Here is a 16,379-nt window from a genome sequence, read left to right on the forward strand (position 1 = left end):
AGCGCCCGCACACCCCTGGAGCAACTGCCTGAGCCGGGGCACGGGCAGGCGTCTGGAGCGAGCGCAGCGAGCGGAGGGCGCATGCCCGCCGACGCAGGCGACCGCAGCGACGCCACAAAACCGCCACAGGCACGACACGCCGCAACGGCGGCGTGAGGATCGCCTGCGTCGCAACGGGGGTTCCAGGGGGTCGTCCCCCTGGGGGTCACTGCGCGAGCATGTCGGCCGTCAGGTTGGCCTCGGTGCCGGGGATGCCCTGGTCGCCGGCGCGCTTGTCGGCCATGGCGAGGAGGCGGCGGATGCGGCCGGCGATGGCGTCCTTGGTGAGGGGCGGGTCGGCGAGCTGGCCGAGTTCCTCCAGGGACGCCTGCTTGTGCTCCAGGCGGAGGCGACCGGCGTTGACGAGGTGGTCTGGGGCGTCGTCGCCGAGGATCTCCAGGGCGCGGGCGACGCGGGCGCCGGCGGCGACGGCGGCGCGGGCGGAGCGGCGCAGGTTGGCGTCGTCGAAGTTGGCGAGCCGGTTGGCGGTGGCGCGGACCTCGCGGCGCATCCGGCGTTCCTCCCAGGCGAGGACGCTGTCGTGCGCGCCGAGCCGGGTCAGCAGGGCGCTGATGGCGTCGCCGTCGCGGACGACGACGCGGTCGACACCGCGGACCTCGCGGGCCTTGGCGTGGATCTTGAGGCGGCGGGCGGCGCCGACGAGGGCGAGCGCGGCCTCCGGGCCGGGGCAGGTGACCTCAAGGGACATGGAGCGGCCCGGTTCGGTGAGGGAGCCGTGCGCGAGGAACGCGCCGCGCCAGGCCGACTCGGCGTCGCAGGCCGCCCCCGCGACCACGTGCCGGGGCAGGCCGCGGACCGGCCGGCCGTTGTTGTCGATGAGGCCGGTCTGCCGGGCGAGCGACTCACCGTCCCGGAAGACGCGGACGACGTAGCGGTTGCCCTTGCGAAGGCCGCTCGGCGCGAGCACGACGACCTCGGAGGTATGCCCGAACACCTCCGAGATGTCCTTGATCAGCCGCCGGGCCGCCACGCCGGTGTCGATCTCGGCCTCGATCACGATGCGCCCGCTGACCAGGTGCAGGCCCCCCGCGAAGCGCAGCAGCGTCGAGACCTCGGCCTTGCGGCAGCACGGCTTCAGCACCGTGAGCCTGCTCAGCTCGTCCTTGACCACACCGGTCATCGCCATCTGATGAACCCTCCCCCTATCGGACTTCCAGCAGTCTGGCCGATTCCGGCCCGGCCGGTCGTCACTCGGTGAATATCTGTACGAAGGCTTGGGCCAGCCGGGCGGGTTCATGACGCGGCGAGCCGTCGTCGGCGGCGACGTCGGCGAGGACGAGGCGTCCGCCGAGGTCCTGGACGGCCTTGTCGAGCGCCGCCGGGTCGTCCACCACCCCTCGGTCGGCGATGACGACGTCCACGCTGAGGCCGGGTGCGTGCGCCTGCAGGACCTCCAGGTGGGTCTGCGGGGAGAAGTCGTCGGTCTCGCCGGGCTGCGGCGCGAGGTTCAGCGCGACGACGCGGCGGGCGCGGGCCGTGGTGAGGGCGCGGGCCAGCGCGGGCACCTTGAGGTGCGGCAGGACGCTGGTGAACCACGAGCCGGGGCCGAACACGATCCAGTCGGCCTCGTCGACGGCGGCCAGCGCCTCCGGGCACGCTGGCGGGTCGGCGGGCACGAGCGACACGCCGAGCACGCTTCCGGGCGTCTTCGCGCACGCCACCTGCCCCTTGACGTGGGTGATCTCGCCGGGACGGGACGGGTCGGCGCCGCGCACCTCGGCGACGATGTCCAGCGGGACGGCCGCCATCGGCAGCACCCGGCCGTGCGCGCCGAGCAGCCGGCCGACCCAGTCGAGACCGGCGACGGTGGACCCGGGCGCGGCGGCGCCGCCGAGCAGCTCCCACAGCGCGACGATGAGGAGGTTGCCGACGGCGTGGTCCTGCAGGTCGCCCTGGCTGCGGAAGCGGTGCTGGACGACGTCCCGCCAGGTCTGCCCCCACTCGTCGTCGCCGCAGAGGGCGGCGAGCGCCATCCGCAGGTCGCCGGGCGGCAGCACGCCGAGCTCGCGGCGGAGCCGGCCGCTGGAGCCGCCGTCGTCGGCGACGGTGACGACCGCGGTCAGCCGGTCGGTGACGCGGCGCAGCGCCGACAGCGAGGCGTAGAGGCCGTGGCCCCCGCCGAGCGCGACGACCTTTGGGCCCGCCTCCGAGGCAGGGGGCTTCACCGTGCCGTCTCTCTCCTCGTCCGGGACCCCCGCCGGGTCCCGGCGCGGGCCGTCACTCGCGGCCGAGGTCACGGTGGGCGACCTGCACCTCGATGCCCTCGTCCCGCAGCCGGGCGGCGATCTGTTCCGCCATGGCAACACTACGGTGTTTTCCGCCAGTGCATCCCACGGCAAGGGTCACGTAGTGCTTGCCCTCGCGTTCGTATCCGTCGGCGAGGAGCCGCAGGACCTCGGAGTAGGCGTCCAGGAACTCCTTGGCGCCGCGCTGCCCGAGGACGTAGTCGCGGACGGCGGCGTCGCGGCCCGTCTTCGGGCGCAGCTCCGGGACCCAGTGCGGGTTCGGCAGGAACCGGCAGTCGACGACGAGGTCGGCGTCGACAGGCAGGCCGTACTTGTAGCCGAACGAGACGACGGTCGCGCGGAGGCTGGACTCGCCGGTGTCGTTGCCGAAGAACCCGATGATCTTGTTGCGCAGCTCGTGCACGTTGAGGCCGCTGGTGTCGATGACCAGGTCGGCCTCGGCGCGGACCTCGCGGACCAGTTCGCGTTCGCGGGCGATGCCGTCGACGAGGCGCCCCTCGCCCTGCAGCGGGTGGGGGCGCCGGACGCTCTCGAACCGGCGCACCAGGTCGGCGTCGTTCGCCTCCAGGAACACCACCCGGGGGTGGACGCCGCGCGCCTCCAGCTCGGCGATCGAGGAGTGCAGGTCCTCGGTGAAGCCGCGGCTGCGGACGTCCACGACGACGGCGATGCGGGGCACCGCGTTCTTCACCCGCCCGCCGAGGTCGGCCATCGTGGCCAGCAGCCCCGGCGGCAGGTTGTCGACCACGAACCAGTCGAGGTCCTCCAGGGACTTGGCCGCGGTGCTGCGGCCCGCCCCGGACATGCCGGTGACTATCACGATGTCCGGGATCTTCGTCTCGCTGGTCATGGCCGTCTCCCCCTGTGCTCCCCGTCGCCCGCGCCGCCGCCTGCCGGGACGGTGCCGCCGTGCAGCGCCGCGACGATGCTCTCGGCGCTGCGCATGCCGATCCCCGGGACCTCGGCGACCTGCTCGGGCGTCGCGTCCTTCAGCCGCTTCAGCGAACCGAAGTGTTTCAGCAGCGCCGCGCGCCGCGCCGGGCCCAGACCCGGAACGTTATCGAGTTCGCTGACCGTCATGGACTTGGACCGCCGCTGCCGGTGGAAGGTGATGGCGAACCGGTGCGCCTCGTCGCGTACCCGCTGGACGAGGAACATGCCCTCGCTGTTGCGCGGCAGGATGACCGGGTCGTCCTCGCCGGGCAGCCAGATCTCCTCCAGCCGCTTGGCGATCCCGCAGACCGCGATGTCGTCGACGCCCAGCTCGTCCAGGGCGCGCTGGGCCGCGGCGACCTGGGGCGGGCCGCCGTCGACGATCACCAGGTTCGGCGGATAGGCGAACTTCCGCGGCCGGCCCGTCTCCGGGTCGATCGGCTGGTGCGCGCCCTCCTCCTCGGGATCACCGAGCGCGTCGAGCTCGCCCGTCTTCTCGCTCTCGGCGAGGTAGCGGCGGAACCGGCGGCTGATGACCTCGTGGATGGAGCGGACGTCGTCCTGCCCCTCCACGGCCTTGATCGTGAACCGGCGGTACTCGCTCTTGCGGGCCAGCCCGTCCTCGAAGACGACCATGGACGCGACCACGTTGGTGCCCTGCAGGTTGGAGACGTCGTAGCACTCGACGCGCAGGGGGGCGTCGTCAAGTTCCAGGGCGTCCTGGATCTCCTGCAGGGCGCGGCTGCGGGTGGTGAGGTCGGACGCGCGGCGTGTCTTGTGCTGCTTGAGCGCCTCGTGGGCGTTGCGCGCGACCGTCTCCAGCAGCGTCTTCTTGTCGCCGCGCTGCGGGACGCGCAGCCGGACGGGCCCGCCGCGCTGCTCCGCCAGCAGTTCGGCCATGGCGTCCTCCTCCGGCGGCAGGGCCGGGACGAAGACCTCGCGCGGCACCGACTCGCTCTCGCTGTAGATCTGGATGAGGAAGTGCTCGACCAGGTCGGCGGTGGTGACGTCCTCGACCTTGTCGACGACCCAGCCGCGCTGCCCGCGGATGCGGCCGCCGCGCACGTAGAACACCTGGACGGCCGCCTCCAGCTCGTCCTCGGCGAAAGCGATCATGTCGCAGTCGGTGCGGTCCGGCAGGACGACCGCCTGCTTCTCCAGGGCGCGCTCCAAGGCGCGGATGTCGTCGCGGAGGCGGGCGGCGCGCTCGTACTCCTGGGACGAGGCGGCCTCCCGCATGTCGCGTTCGAGGCGCTTGATGAACCGGGACGTGTTGCCCGCCATGAAGTCGCAGAAGTCCTCGGCGAGCAGGCGGTGCTCCTCCGGGGAGACGCGGCCGACGCAGGGCGCGGAGCACTTGCCGATGTAGCCGAGCAGGCACGGCCGGTCGAGCTGGTGCTGGCGCTTGAACACGCCGGCGCTGCAGGTCCGGACGGGGAACACGCGCAGCAGCTGGTCGACCGTCTCCCGGATCGCCCACGCGTGGGAGTACGGCCCGAAGTAGCGCACGCCCTTCCGCTTGGCGCCCCGCATCACCATCACCCTCGGGAACTCCTCGTTCAGGGTGACGGCGAGATACGGATACGACTTGTCGTCGCGGTAACGGACGTTGAACCGGGGGTCGAACTCCTTGATCCAGGAGTACTCCAGCTGGAGGGCCTCGACCTCGGTGCCGACGACCGTCCAGTCGACCCTCGCGGCCGTCTGCACCATCGTCTGGGTGCGCGGGTGCAGCGAGGAGAAGTCGGCGAAGTAGGAGTTCAGCCGCGAGCGCAGGCTCTTGGCCTTGCCCACGTAGATGACCCGGCCGTGCTCGTCGCGGAATCGGTACACCCCGGGGGAATCCGGGATGGAGCCCGGTGCGGGTCGGTAGGTCGCCGGATCTGCCACGTTCAAAAGCCTAATGGGCCGCACCGACACGCCGTGCGCCCGCGCATGTTCCGGCCCGCGGCCCGACGCCTTCCACCCCCCGGCCCGGCGCGCCCGAGGGTGACGTAGATCTCCCCTTTGCGCCCGGATGACCGCAAATTGATCGGAAAGGGAAGGGCGAGCGCAGGTCGAGCAGACATTCGGCACAGCCGGAAGGGGGTCGTTGCGCAGGTGTCCGCGTTCTGGGCATGGATCGTCCTGGCGGCCGTCGTCGCCACATCAGTGATCATCGTGGAGGGAGGCCGGCGGCTGCTCGCCGGCCGTCTGTCCGCGCGGTGGCCGGGCGCCGGCCGGGTCGCCCGGCGCTGCGCCGCGCCGGCGTTCGCGTTCGCGGCGGTGACGAGTTCGAGCACCGCGATGCCGTACCAGCTGATCGGCGACCAGTCGGAGGGCGCGGTCCGGCACGCGCTGCGGATCGCGGCCATCGGCGCCACCACCTGGCTCGTGCTGCGGATCGGCTACGCCCTGAGCGACCCGCCGCTGGCGCGGCTGATGCGCATCGAGGGGGAACGCAACCGGCGGGCCAGGCGGGCCCGCACGCAGATGCTGCTGCTGCGCCGGATCGCGGCCGTGATCATCGTGATCCTCGCCGTCGGCGCGGCGCTGTTCACGTTCCCGGCGGTGCGGGCCGTCGGCGCCGGGGTGCTGGCCTCGGCGGGCGTCGCCGGGCTGGTCGTCGGAATCGCGGCGCGGCCGACGCTCGGCAACCTGCTCGCCGGGCTGCAGCTGGCGTTCAGCGACGCGCTTCGGCTGGACGACGTCGTCGTCACGGACGGCATCTGGGGACGGGTCGAGGAGCTGACCCTTTCCTACGTGGTGCTGCAGCTCTGGGACGACCGGCGGATGATCTTCCCGGTGTCGCATTTCACCGAGCAGCCGTTCGAGAACTGGACCCGGCACTCCAGCCGGCTGCTCGGCTCGGTGGAGCTGCACGTGGACTGGACGGTGCCGGTCGAGGAGCTGCGCGCCGAGCTCCACACGGCACTGAAGGAGAACCCGCTGTGGGACCGGCGGGAGTGGATGCTGCAGGTGGTGGACGTCCTGCCGAACGGCGTCGTCAAGCTCCGGGCGCTGATGAGCGCCGCCGACTCGGCGAGCACCTGGGACCTGCGCTGCGACGTCCGGGAGCACCTGGTCTCCCACATCCGCGACCGCCATCCCGAGGCACTCCCCCGGTTCCGTGTCGACCCCGCCCCGGTCGCGGACGACGCCGAGCCCGCGCCGGACGCCGACGTCGCGGTGGACGGCGCCGCGGAGGGGCGGCACGCGGACGGCGGACGGGCCGTCCCCCGGGAGGACGGCCCGTCGCACGGCATGCCGCTCAGGCGAGCGTGATCTTGCCGCCCTGGACGGTGACCTTCTTCTCCTCCAGCGGCTTGTCGGCGGGCGGGTTCACCACCGACCCGTCGGTGATCTTGAACTTGCTGCCGTGGCACGGGCAGTTGATCGTGCCGCCGGACACGGACCCGACGCTGCACCCCCGGTGGGTGCAGGTGGCGGAGAACGCCGTGAACTGGCCTTGCTGGGGCTGGCAGACGACGACCTTGGCGTCCTCGAAGACCTTGCCGCCGCCGACCGGGATCTCGCTCGCCGCCGCCAGTGCCTCGCCGCCGGAGCCGCCCGAGTCCCCGCCGGAGCCGCCCGCGTCATCGCCGCCGGAGTCGCCGCAGGCCGCCGCCAGCCCGGCCACGCCCGCGAGCCCGACCCCGATGAGAAGTCCTCTGCGGGTGCCTCCGGCCGGTGTCTCCCCCGGCTTCTGCTCCGTCCCGTCCGCCTGCGTCTCGGACTTCTGTGGCATTCTCGCCCCTCCGGTGACCTTCGATGACCTTCGGTTCCTGTACGTCACCAGGAAGCACGGATGCGCGAGCGAGTTGGTTCAAACCGGAACCAAAACGTTGATCAGGTGACGACGATGCCGTCGCCCTTGACCTGCACCGGGTACTCCTTGAGCGGCTCCTTCGCCGGGCCGCGCTGCAGCGATCCGTCCGCGGCCTTGAACTCGCTGCCGTGGCAGGGGCACTTGATGAGTCCGCCGGCCACACTGCCCACCGTGCAGCCCTGGTGGGGGCACACCGCCGTGAACGCCTTGAACGAGCCCTGGGCAGGCTGCGTCACCACGACCTTCTCGTCCCCGTAGACCTTGCCGCCGCCGACCGGGACGTCGGCGACCTTCGCGATCTCCTTGCCCTTCAGGTCCGCGGCGGACTTGGCCCCGCCGCCCCCCGCCCCGCATCCGGCGAGCGCGGCGGCGCCGACGGCCCCGGCTCCGCCGTACAGCACCGCGCGCCGGCCGATCCCGCCGCCCCTGGCGGCCCGCCCGGCCTCGGGCGTCACGTTTTCTCCCATGGCTCCATCTTGGTGGACGGACCCATCAGTCCCGCATCGACCCGCCCGCTAGACGTACTCGGTCATCGCATCGAGGAACCAGCGGGCGAGATAGTCGGCGTAGGAGGCCCGGACGAGAATCCGGTAGTCCGTGGCGCCCGTCTGGTGCAGGACCACCTGCGCCTGGGCCAGGACGGTCTGCGCGCAGCGTCCGGGCCCGAACCGGCTCGGGTGCAGGTCGAGCGGGCAGCCGTGGGCCAGCACCGCACGCGCGCTCGGGCCGGACAGGTCCAGGACGGTGCGGGCCGCCGACACGTCCACCGCCGAGCCGCGGATGCCACCGCCGTCGGCGCCGAGGGCGTCCTCCAGTCCGGTGAGGAGGCCGTGCGCGCTGCCGGGACGGTCCATGACCAGGTACCGGCCCGGCCCGAGCCACAGAACGCAGGGGTCGCCGACACCCGTGACATGCCCTCGAGCGGGAATGTCGCAGCGGAGGAGCCGGCCGGCCCGGGGGCCGAACGAGCCGGCCTCCTCGTCGTCCAGGCGCAGCTCGATCTGGGCGGGGAATGCGACCTCGCGGAGGCGGACCGCGCCGCCGGGACGGTCGGGGAAGTCCGGCGCCAGGTGGGCGACGGCGCTGCGCGGTGCCCGTCCCTCAGCCATCGCCGTCACGGCGGGCCCCTTCCCTGTCGTAGTGCACGGGATGCGTCACGACGACCCTGTCCGCGCGTCCGGAGTCGATGGCGTAGAGGGTGTCGCCCTCCCGCTCCAGGCCGTCCCGCAGGAGGGCGAGCGCGAACGAGCCGACCGTTCCCCGGTAGGACGAGGTGACGTGGCCGAGCATCGGGATCGGACGCGTGATCTCCGCTGGCGGCGGCTCGGCGACCAGCTGTGCGCCCTCGGCGATGACGACGGCGGGATCGTGCGGCCGCAGCCCGACGAGGCGCTTGCGTCCGGCGCGGGCGGTGTCGGGACGCCGCAGCGAGCGGTGCCCGATCCAGCCGCCGCCGGGCTTCACGGCCCAGCCGAGGCCGGCGTCGTGCGGGGTGACGGTGCCGTCGGTGTCCTGGCCCGCCACGATGTAGCCCTTCTCGGCGCGGAGGACGTGCATGGTCTCGGTGCCGTAGGGGGCGATGCCGTGCGGTTCGCCCGCCGCCAGGACCGCCTCCCAGAGCGCCAGGCCGTGCCAGGACGGGACGTTGATCTCGTAGCCGAGCTCCCCGCTGTAGCTGATCCGGAAGATGCGGGCCGGGAGGCCCGCGACATCGGCTTCGCGCAGGGACATGAACGGGAACGCGCCGGCGTCGAGGCCGGGGGCGAGGGCGGTCAGGACGTCCCGCGAGCGGGGACCGGCGAGTGCGACGACGGCCCACTGGTCGGTGACCGACGTGCACCGGACGCGCAGGTCCGGCCACTCGGTCTGCAGCCACTCCTCCAGCCAGTCCAGGACGCGGGCGGCGTTCCCGGTGGTGGTGGTGAGGTGGAACCGGTCGGGGCCGAGCCGCGCCACCACCCCGTCATCGACGATCATCCCGTCGGTGCCGCACATCACGCCGTAGCGGCAGCGGCCGGGTGCGAGCGTCGAGATCCGGCCGGTGTAGATCCGGTCGAGGAACGCGGCGGAGCCGGGGCCCTGGACGTCGATCTTGCCGAGAGTGGAGGCGTCGAGGGCGCCGGCGCGGGAGCGGACCGTCCGGCATTCGCGCAGCACCGCGTCGCCCGCCGGCTCACCGGGGCGCGGATAGTACCAGGGGCGTTTCCACTCGCCGACGTCCTCGAAGACCGCGCCGTGCTCCTCGTGCCAGGCGTGCATGGGGGTCCGGCGGACGGGGGCGAGCAGGTCGCCCCGGTCGCGTCCGGCCAGCACGGCGAACGGGATCGGCTCGACGGGCGGGCGCTGCGTAGTGGTGCCGATCTCGCCGGACGCACGGCCGAGGAGCCGCGCCACCGCATCGGCCGCGGGGACGCCGGAGGTACGCCCTTGGTCGGCGCCTGTACCGATCGTCGTGTACCGCTTGACGTGCTCGTTCGACGTCATGCCGGCATGGAGCGCCCCGCGCACGTCGGCGAGGGTGGCGTCACGGTGCAGGTCGACGAAGACCCGCTCGTCGGCGCCTTCGGGGACGTGGCCCGCCGCCTCGCCCGGCATGCCGCGCGCCGAACCGACGACGTCCATGCGCGGGCGGGGCGCCTCGTCCGGGACGAAGGCCGCGTGCTCTCCGGACCAGCGGGTGCGTCCGCCGGCCTGGGTGTACAGGTGCAGATCCGGGTTCCAGCCGCCGGAGACGGCGAGCAGGTCGCAGGGCACGAGGTCGTCCCCTATGCGTGCCGCGGTGAGGACTCCGGCGGCGTCGGCCTCCGTGCCGGTGACGGCCTGCCCTTCGCGGACGGTGACGCCGCGTGCTCTGAGCCGCTCGCCGAGCGGGCCCGTCGACGGCCTGAGGTCGGCGACGCACGCGATCTCCACGCCGGCGTCCAGAAGATCGAGCGCTGCTCGCAGGGCGCCGTCGTGGGCGGCGAAGACGACGGCCGCGCGGCCGGGAAGGACGCCGTAGCGCCGGACGTGAGCGGCCGCGGCACCGGCGAGCATGATCCCTGGACGATCGTTGTCCGGGAACAGGAGGGGACGTTCCAGGGCGCCGGTCGCCAGCACGGCCCGCCGCGCCCGGATGTGCCAGAGCCGCCGCCGGGCCATGCGGGCGGAAGCGGCCTCGCCCAGGTGGTCGGTGCGGCGCTCGACGGCCACGAAGAATCCGTGGTCGTAATAGCCGGTCACCGTCGTGCGAGGCAGTACGGTCAGCTCACCGGACGCCTCGATCCCGATGCCGGGCCGGTCGTCGGCGATGATGACCCGGTCGCCGGCCTCGGCCGCGTCCCTGGCCGCCGCGCGTCCGGACGCCCCTCCGCCGATCACCAGCACATCGCAGTGGGCATACGTCTTGTCGTAGCGGCCGGTGTCGGGGCCGCCCGGGAGCCGCCCGCGCCCGGGCAGGGACGAGACCTCCAGCCCGTCGTGGACCTCCAGGCGCGTCGCCCGCACCATCGGCTCTCCAAGCCCTGACTCCACCTGGACGAACGCGTTCGGCTCCTCGGCACCCGCGCTGTAGACGCCGCGCGGGCGGCCCGTGTACGGGCCGTGCGCGACGATGCGGACCCCGTGGGCGAGCAGCGCGGACGCCAGGGTGTCCCCGGGATGCGCGGTGTAGGACCTTCCGTCGAAGGCGAAGCTGAGCGTGCGCGAACGGTCGATCCGCGAGCCGCCCGACGCGATGCGGAAGGGCCCGGTCATGAGGCGGCCCCTGGCGGGACGTCTCCGGGACGGTACGAACCCGCGATCTCGTACGTGACGGTGTGGCGGAGCACGTTGAACCAGCGGCGGCAGCCCGCGCTGTGCATCCACCGCTCGCGGAACCATCCTTTCGGGTTGTCGCGCATGAACACGTAGTCGGCCCAGGCGGCATCGTCCGATGCTTCGGGATCGGTTGGGTACGCCACGTGCGCCTGTCCCCCGTAGTGGAACTCCACCTCGTCGCGGTCTCCGCACCATGGGCAGGGGATGAGCAGCACGGGTTCCTCCCTAGTGCGCGACGGCGGCTGCGCCGTGTTCGTCAATGAGCGCGCCGGTCGTGAAGCGTTCCAGCCCGAACGGCTCCGCGAGAGGGTGCGGACGTCCATGGGCGATGGTGTCGGCGTACACCTGTCCGGCCCCAGGCGTGGCTTTGAAACCTCCCGTCCCCCAGCCGCAGTTGATGAATACGTTCTCCACGGGTGCCGGCCCGATGATGGGTGAGGCGTCCGGGGAGACGTCCACGATGCCGCCCCAAGTCCGCAGGACGTGCGCTCGCGCGAAGATGGGGAAGAGTTCCACCGCCGCCGCGATCTGCTGCTCGATGAGGTGGAACGAGCCGCGCTGCCCGTAGCCGTTGTACGCGTCGATGCCGGCCCCCATGACCAGCTCCCCCTTGTGAGCCTGGCTGACGTACACGTGCACGGCGTTCGACATCACCACGGTGTCGAGGACCGGTTCCAGCAGTTCCGACACGAGCGCCTGCAGGGGGTGGCTTTGCAGCGGCAGCCGGAAACCGAGCATGTCGGCGAGCACGGAGGTGTGCCCGGCCGCGCACAAAGCGACCCGTCCCGCGGCTATGAAACCGCGTGAGGTCTCCACCCCGGTCACCGCACCGCCGGCGGTACGGCGGAAACCGGTCACCTCGCAGTTCTGGATCAGGTGGACGCCGCGTTCGTGCGCCGCCCTCGCCAGCGCCCAGGCGACCTGGTCGTGCCGGGCGATGCCGCCGCGCGGCTGGAACGTCCCGCCGAGGACGGGGAACCGCACCGACGGGCTCGTGTCCAGGATCGGGACCAGTTGCTTGATGTCCCCGGGGGTGAGCCATTCGGCGTCGACCCCGTTCAGCCGGTTCGCGTTGACGCGCCGGACGCCCTCGCGCACGTCCGGCAGGTTGTGCGCGAGGTTGAGGACGCCCCGCGGGCTGAACTTCAGGTCGTGGCCGAGGTCGTCCTCCAGGCCCTCCCAGAGCCGCAGGGAGTGCTCGTAGATGGCGGCGCTCTCGTCCCAGAGGTAGTTGGAGCGGATGATCGTGGTGTTACGGGCCATGTTGCCGCCGGCGAGCCATCCGCGTTCGAGGACGGCGACGTCGGTGATGCCGTGGTCGCGGGCCAGGTAGTAGGCGGTGGCGAGCCCGTGCCCGCCCGCGCCGACGATCACGACGTCGTAGGAGTGCCCGGGTTCCCGGTCCTCCCACAGCGTCCCGTCGGCCACTAGTCCAGAATCTTCTGGAGGAACTGGCCGGTGTGGCTGGCGTCCACCTTGGCGATGTCCTCGGGGGTGCCGGAGGCGACGACGGTGCCGCCGCGGGAGCCGCCCTCGGGGCCCATGTCGATGATCCAGTCGGCGGTCTTGATGACGTCCAGGTTGTGCTCGATGACGATCACCGTGTTGCCCTTGTCGACCAGGCCGTTCAGGACGCCGAGGAGCTTGCGGATGTCCTCGAAGTGCAGGCCGGTGGTCGGCTCGTCCAGCACGTAGATGGTGCGGCCGGTGGAGCGCTTCTGCAGTTCGGACGCCAGCTTGACGCGCTGCGCCTCGCCGCCGGACAGGGTGGGGGCGGGCTGGCCGAGCCGGACGTAGCCGAGGCCGACGTCGTTGAGCGTGTTCAGATGGCGGTGGATCGCCTTGATCGGCTCGAAGAACTCGGTGGCCTGCTCGATCGGCATGTCGAGCACCTCGGAGATCGTCTTGCCCTTGTAGTGGACCTCCAGGGTCTCCCGGTTGTAGCGGGCGCCGTGGCAGACCTCGCACGGGACGTAGACGTCCGGCAGGAAGTTCATCTCGATCTTGATGGTGCCGTCGCCGGAGCAGTTCTCGCAGCGGCCGCCCTTGACGTTGAAGGAGAACCGGCCCGGCTGGTAGCCGCGCACCTTCGCCTCGGTCGTCTGCGCGAACAGCTTCCGGATGTGGTCGAACACCCCGGTGTAGGTCGCCGGGTTGGACCGCGGGGTGCGGCCGATCGGCGACTGGTCGACGTGCACGACCTTGTCGAGCTGGTCGACGCCGTTGACGCGCTTGTGCTTGCCGGGGACGGTCTTCGCCCCGTTCAGCTTCTTGGCGAGCGAGCTGTACAGGATGTCGTTGACCAGCGTCGACTTGCCGGAGCCCGACACTCCCGTCACCGCGGTGAGGACGCCGAGCGGGAACGCGACGTCCACGTCGCGCAGGTTGTTCTGCTGGGCGCCCTTGACGGTGACCTCACGGCCCTTCGTGCGGGGCCGCCGGATCTGCGGGACGGCGATCTCGCGGCGCCCGTCGAGGTAGGCGCCGGTCAGGGAGCGGTCGGACTTCTTCAGGTCCTCGACAGTGCCGGACACGACGATCTCTCCGCCGTGCTCGCCCGCGCGGGGGCCGATGTCGACGATCCAGTCGGCCGCGGCGATGGTGTCCTCGTCGTGCTCGACGACGATCAGGGTGTTGCCCATGTCGCGGAGCCGGAGCAGCGTCTCCAGCAGCCGGTGGTTGTCGCGCTGGTGCAGGCCGATGGACGGTTCGTCCAGCACGTAGAGGACGCCGACCAGGCCGGAGCCGATCTGCGTCGCCAGCCGGATGCGCTGCGCCTCTCCGCCGGCGAGCGTCGCGGACGCCCGGTCGAGGGTGAGGTAGTCGAGGCCGACGTCCAGCAGGAATCCGAGCCGGGCGTTGATCTCCTTGAGGACGCGCTCGGCGATGTGCGTCTCGCGCTCGCTCAGCTCCATCGCGAGGAGGAACTTCGCCGCCTCGCCGATCGGCATCGAGGCGACCTCGGCGATCGACATCCCGCCCATGGTGACCGCCAGCACGACCGGCTTGAGCCGGGCGCCCTCGCACGTCGGGCACGGGATCTCCCGCATGTAGCCCTCGAACCGCTCCCGGCTGGAGTCGCTCTCGGACTCGGCGTGCCGCCGCTGGATGTAGGGGATCACACCCTCGTAGGACGTGTAGTACGACCTCGTCCGGCCGTAGCGGTTCTTGTAGCGGACGTGGACCTGCGTCTCGTGCCCGTTGAGGACCGCCTTGCGCGCCTTGGCGGGCAGCTTGTCCCACGGCGTGTTCAGATCGAACCCCATGGCATCGCCCAAGGCCGACAGCAGGCGCAGGAAGTAGTCGCTCACGTGCCCGTTCGACCACGGCTGGATGGCGCCCTCGCCCAGCGTCAGCTCCCCGTCGGGGACGACGAGCTCGGAGTCGACCTCCATGCGCGTCCCGAGACCCGTGCAGTCCGGGCACGCGCCGTACGGCGAGTTGAACGAGAACGACCTCGGCTCCAGCTCCTCGAACGACAGGTCGTCGTAGGGGCAGTAGAGGTGCTCGGAGTACATCCGCGTGCGGTGCTCGTCGTCCTCGGGCAGGTCGACGAAGTCGAGGACGATCGTGCCGCCGGCGAGGCCCAGCGCCGTCTCCACCGAGTCGGCGAGCCGCTGCCGCGCGGAGTCCTTCACCGAGAGCCGGTCGACCACGACGGAGATGTCGTGCTTCTCCTGCTTCTTCAGCTTGGGCGGCTCGTCCAGCCGGATCATCCGCCCGTCGACGAGCGCCCGCGAGTACCCCTTCGACTGCAGCTCGCGGAACAGCTCCAGGTACTCGCCCTTGCGCCCGCGGATGACGGGCGCGAGCACCTGGAACCGAGTGCCCTCGTCCAGCTCCAGCACCCGGTCGACGATCTGCTGCGGCGCCTGCCGGCTGATCGGCCGGCCGCACTCGGGACAGTGCGGATGCCCGATCCGCGCGTAGAGCAGCCGCAGGTAGTCGTACACCTCGGTGATCGTCCCGACCGTCGACCGGGGGTTCTTGCTGGTCGACTTCTGGTCGATCGACACCGCCGGGGACAGGCCCTCGATGAAGTCGACGTCGGGCTTGTCCATCTGCCCGAGGAACTGCCGGGCGTACGCCGACAGCGACTCCACGTACCGGCGCTGGCCCTCGGCGAAGATCGTGTCGAAGGCCAGGCTCGACTTCCCGGAACCCGACAGACCGGTGAACACGATCATGGAGTCCCGCGGGAGGTCGAGCGAGACGTCCTTCAGGTTGTGCTCGCGTGCTCCACGCACGATGAGTCGGTCATGCACGGCGTTCTTCCGGTTCCTCTTCTGGGCGCGGCGACAGGGAGATACAGGTCGGATTCAAGGCTAGCCACGGGGTACGACAGAATCCCCCGACTCCTCAACAGCGGCGCTCACCGCTGCATTTCATGAAGCTACCCGCCCGTCCCCACCGGTCCGGACGGCACCACCGCACCGTACACGTGTTCGAACACCCCCCGCCACCAGAACACCCGGGCACCGTCTAACGGACGCGGAGGGCGTCCAAGACGAGGGTGAGGGTTCGGCGGCGGAGGTCGTCGGGCCATGACCCGGCCAGGGCGCCGTGGGTGGTGGCGGTCACCAGGGCCATGACCTCGTCCAGGCGGGCGTCAGGGCGAGCGGTGCCGGCCTGTTGCGCGGCTTCCAGGAGCCTGCCAAAGGCCTGGGTGAGGGCCATGATCTGGTCGTCGGGCTCGATGGACGTGCCCTCCTCGGCAAGGAGGCTCACGACGGTGCCGATCTCGGCCGAGCTTTCGACGAGGTACGTGAAGTAGTCGAAGAACGCGGTGGCGGGGTCACCCTCCGCGGTGAGCTTCTCGGCCCTGTCGACAAGGCGCTGCCGGAGCTCCTTCATGATCGCGGCGAGCAGGTCGCGCTTGGTCGGGAAGTGCCGGAAGACCGTGCCGATGGCGACCCCGGCGCGGGCGGCGACCTCTTCGGTGGACGCGGACGCACCGCGCTCGGCGAAAACCTCTTCGGCGGCGGCGAGGATGCGGGCGCGGTTGCGCCGGGCGTCGGCGCGCATGGGTCTGCTCGGTGTCATTCGTCCACCCGTTGACAAGATGAGTCGCGACTCATATTTTCTGAACGTGAGTCGCAACTCATCTTAGTTCGAAGGGATGACCCATGCCCGTACAGAGTCCGAAGGATCTGTTCGCACGCTTCCAGCGCAACGCCCTCGCCGGGCGGGCCGGCCTGGACGAGGAGATGCTCGCCGAGGACGTCGTGATCGAGATGCCGTTCGCGCCCGCCGGGCAGGAGCGGCGCTCCGAGGGGCGCGACGCGATCGCGGCGAGGCTGCGTGAGGGTCGCGCGGCGCTGCCGATCGTCTTCGAGGAGTTCCGCGATGTGGTGGTGCACGAGACCGCCGACCCCGAGGTAATCGTCGCCGAGTACGAACTGGTGGCAGCGATCCCCGGCACGGGCAGGCGGGGGTCCGCGAACTTCGTCACGGTGCTGCGAGCGCGGGACGGGCGCATCGTGCGCTGGCGCGAGTACCAGGACCGGGCCGCGATCGAAGCGGCGATCTCCTGA

General features: G+C 71.7%; 14 protein-coding genes. 2 read left to right on the forward strand and 12 right to left on the reverse strand.

Annotated features, from left to right (window positions below):
• Positions 1-205: 205 nt before the first annotated feature.
• The 4 genes from whiA to uvrC all read right to left on the reverse strand — a co-directional run bounded on the left by whiA (position 206) and on the right by uvrC (position 5,129).
• On the reverse strand, positions 206-1,186 hold the full coding sequence (gene whiA, locus ACQPXG_RS25320) for a DNA-binding protein WhiA (protein ID WP_433461601.1): 981 nt from the start codon (positions 1,184-1,186) through the stop codon (positions 206-208).
• Between the two features lie 61 nt (positions 1,187-1,247).
• Positions 1,248-2,225: a gluconeogenesis factor YvcK family protein gene (locus ACQPXG_RS25325; protein ID WP_433470048.1), complete on the reverse strand. Its 978-nt coding sequence runs from the start codon at positions 2,223-2,225 to the stop codon at positions 1,248-1,250.
• A gap of 52 nt (positions 2,226-2,277) precedes the next feature.
• On the reverse strand, positions 2,278-3,156 hold the full coding sequence (gene rapZ, locus ACQPXG_RS25330) for an RNase adapter RapZ (RefSeq protein WP_433461602.1): 879 nt from the start codon (positions 3,154-3,156) through the stop codon (positions 2,278-2,280).
• Positions 3,153-5,129 carry an excinuclease ABC subunit UvrC gene (gene uvrC, locus ACQPXG_RS25335; protein WP_433461603.1) on the reverse strand — a complete coding sequence of 659 codons (1,977 nt, stop codon included), beginning with the start codon at positions 5,127-5,129 and terminating at the stop codon, positions 3,153-3,155. Before uvrC ends, rapZ begins: the two co-directional genes overlap by 4 nt.
• Positions 5,130-5,339: 210 nt before the next feature.
• On the opposite strand from uvrC, the gene ACQPXG_RS25340 reads away from it, so the two are divergent.
• Complete coding sequence (locus tag ACQPXG_RS25340; RefSeq protein WP_433461604.1) at positions 5,340-6,503, forward strand: mechanosensitive ion channel family protein; 1,164 nt, start codon at positions 5,340-5,342, stop codon at positions 6,501-6,503.
• Here the strand turns inward: ACQPXG_RS25340 and ACQPXG_RS25345 are convergent.
• The 8 genes from ACQPXG_RS25345 to ACQPXG_RS25380 all read right to left on the reverse strand — a co-directional run bounded on the left by ACQPXG_RS25345 (position 6,490) and on the right by ACQPXG_RS25380 (position 15,888).
• Positions 6,490-6,966, reverse strand: coding sequence for a Rieske (2Fe-2S) protein (locus ACQPXG_RS25345; protein ID WP_433461605.1), 477 nt, complete (start codon positions 6,964-6,966; stop codon positions 6,490-6,492). The two genes, ACQPXG_RS25340 and ACQPXG_RS25345, sit on opposite strands and share 14 nt — an antisense overlap.
• 101 nt (positions 6,967-7,067) lie before the next feature.
• Positions 7,068-7,514, reverse strand: coding sequence for a Rieske (2Fe-2S) protein (locus ACQPXG_RS25350; RefSeq protein ID WP_433461606.1), 447 nt, complete (start codon positions 7,512-7,514; stop codon positions 7,068-7,070).
• Between the two features lie 48 nt (positions 7,515-7,562).
• Entirely contained in the window at positions 7,563-8,156 is a 594-nt protein-coding gene (locus ACQPXG_RS25355; protein ID WP_433470049.1) for a sarcosine oxidase subunit gamma, read from the reverse strand.
• The gene (locus ACQPXG_RS25360; protein ID WP_433461607.1) at positions 8,149-10,782 is read right to left on the reverse strand and encodes an FAD-dependent oxidoreductase; all 2,634 of its coding nucleotides are present in this window, start codon (positions 10,780-10,782) and stop codon (positions 8,149-8,151) included. The genes ACQPXG_RS25355 and ACQPXG_RS25360 overlap by 8 nt, the downstream gene beginning before the upstream one ends.
• Positions 10,779-11,060 (reverse strand): sarcosine oxidase subunit delta, encoded by a 282-nt coding sequence (locus ACQPXG_RS25365; protein WP_433461608.1) that lies wholly within the window; start codon positions 11,058-11,060, stop codon positions 10,779-10,781. Before ACQPXG_RS25365 ends, ACQPXG_RS25360 begins: the two co-directional genes overlap by 4 nt.
• 10 nt (positions 11,061-11,070) lie before the next feature.
• Complete coding sequence (locus ACQPXG_RS25370; protein WP_433461609.1) at positions 11,071-12,273, reverse strand: sarcosine oxidase subunit beta family protein; 1,203 nt, start codon at positions 12,271-12,273, stop codon at positions 11,071-11,073.
• Positions 12,273-15,110: an excinuclease ABC subunit UvrA gene (gene uvrA / locus ACQPXG_RS25375; RefSeq protein ID WP_433461610.1), complete on the reverse strand. Its 2,838-nt coding sequence runs from the start codon at positions 15,108-15,110 to the stop codon at positions 12,273-12,275. The genes ACQPXG_RS25370 and uvrA overlap by 1 nt, the downstream gene beginning before the upstream one ends.
• A 217-nt stretch (positions 15,111-15,327) precedes the next feature.
• The gene (locus ACQPXG_RS25380) at positions 15,328-15,888 is read right to left on the reverse strand and encodes a TetR/AcrR family transcriptional regulator (protein ID WP_433461611.1); all 561 of its coding nucleotides are present in this window, start codon (positions 15,886-15,888) and stop codon (positions 15,328-15,330) included.
• Positions 15,889-15,971: 83 nt separating this feature from the next.
• Between ACQPXG_RS25380 and ACQPXG_RS25385 the strand changes: the two genes are divergently transcribed.
• Complete coding sequence (locus ACQPXG_RS25385; RefSeq protein ID WP_433461612.1) at positions 15,972-16,379, forward strand: nuclear transport factor 2 family protein; 408 nt, start codon at positions 15,972-15,974, stop codon at positions 16,377-16,379.

Origin of the sequence: Spirillospora sp. CA-128828, from assembly GCF_050945415.1 — a bacterium.
Classification (GTDB): Bacteria; Actinomycetota; Actinomycetes; order Streptosporangiales; family Streptosporangiaceae; genus Spirillospora.

Excerpts from the sequence above, each read along its gene's own strand:
- whiA (WP_433461601.1), bottom strand. The coding sequence starts at position 1,186 with ATGGCGATGACCGGTGTGGTCAAGGACGAGCTGAGCAGGCTCACGGTG.
- rapZ (WP_433461602.1), bottom strand. The coding sequence starts at position 3,156 with ATGACCAGCGAGACGAAGATCCCGGACATCGTGATAGTCACCGGCATG.
- ACQPXG_RS25345 (WP_433461605.1), bottom strand. The coding sequence starts at position 6,966 with ATGCCACAGAAGTCCGAGACGCAGGCGGACGGGACGGAGCAGAAGCCG.
- ACQPXG_RS25350 (WP_433461606.1), bottom strand. The coding sequence starts at position 7,514 with ATGGGAGAAAACGTGACGCCCGAGGCCGGGCGGGCCGCCAGGGGCGGC.
- ACQPXG_RS25355 (WP_433470049.1), bottom strand. The coding sequence starts at position 8,156 with ATGGCTGAGGGACGGGCACCGCGCAGCGCCGTCGCCCACCTGGCGCCG.
- ACQPXG_RS25360 (WP_433461607.1), bottom strand. The coding sequence starts at position 10,782 with ATGACCGGGCCCTTCCGCATCGCGTCGGGCGGCTCGCGGATCGACCGT.
- ACQPXG_RS25380 (WP_433461611.1), bottom strand. The coding sequence starts at position 15,888 with ATGACACCGAGCAGACCCATGCGCGCCGACGCCCGGCGCAACCGCGCC.
- ACQPXG_RS25385 (WP_433461612.1), top strand. The coding sequence starts at position 15,972 with ATGCCCGTACAGAGTCCGAAGGATCTGTTCGCACGCTTCCAGCGCAAC.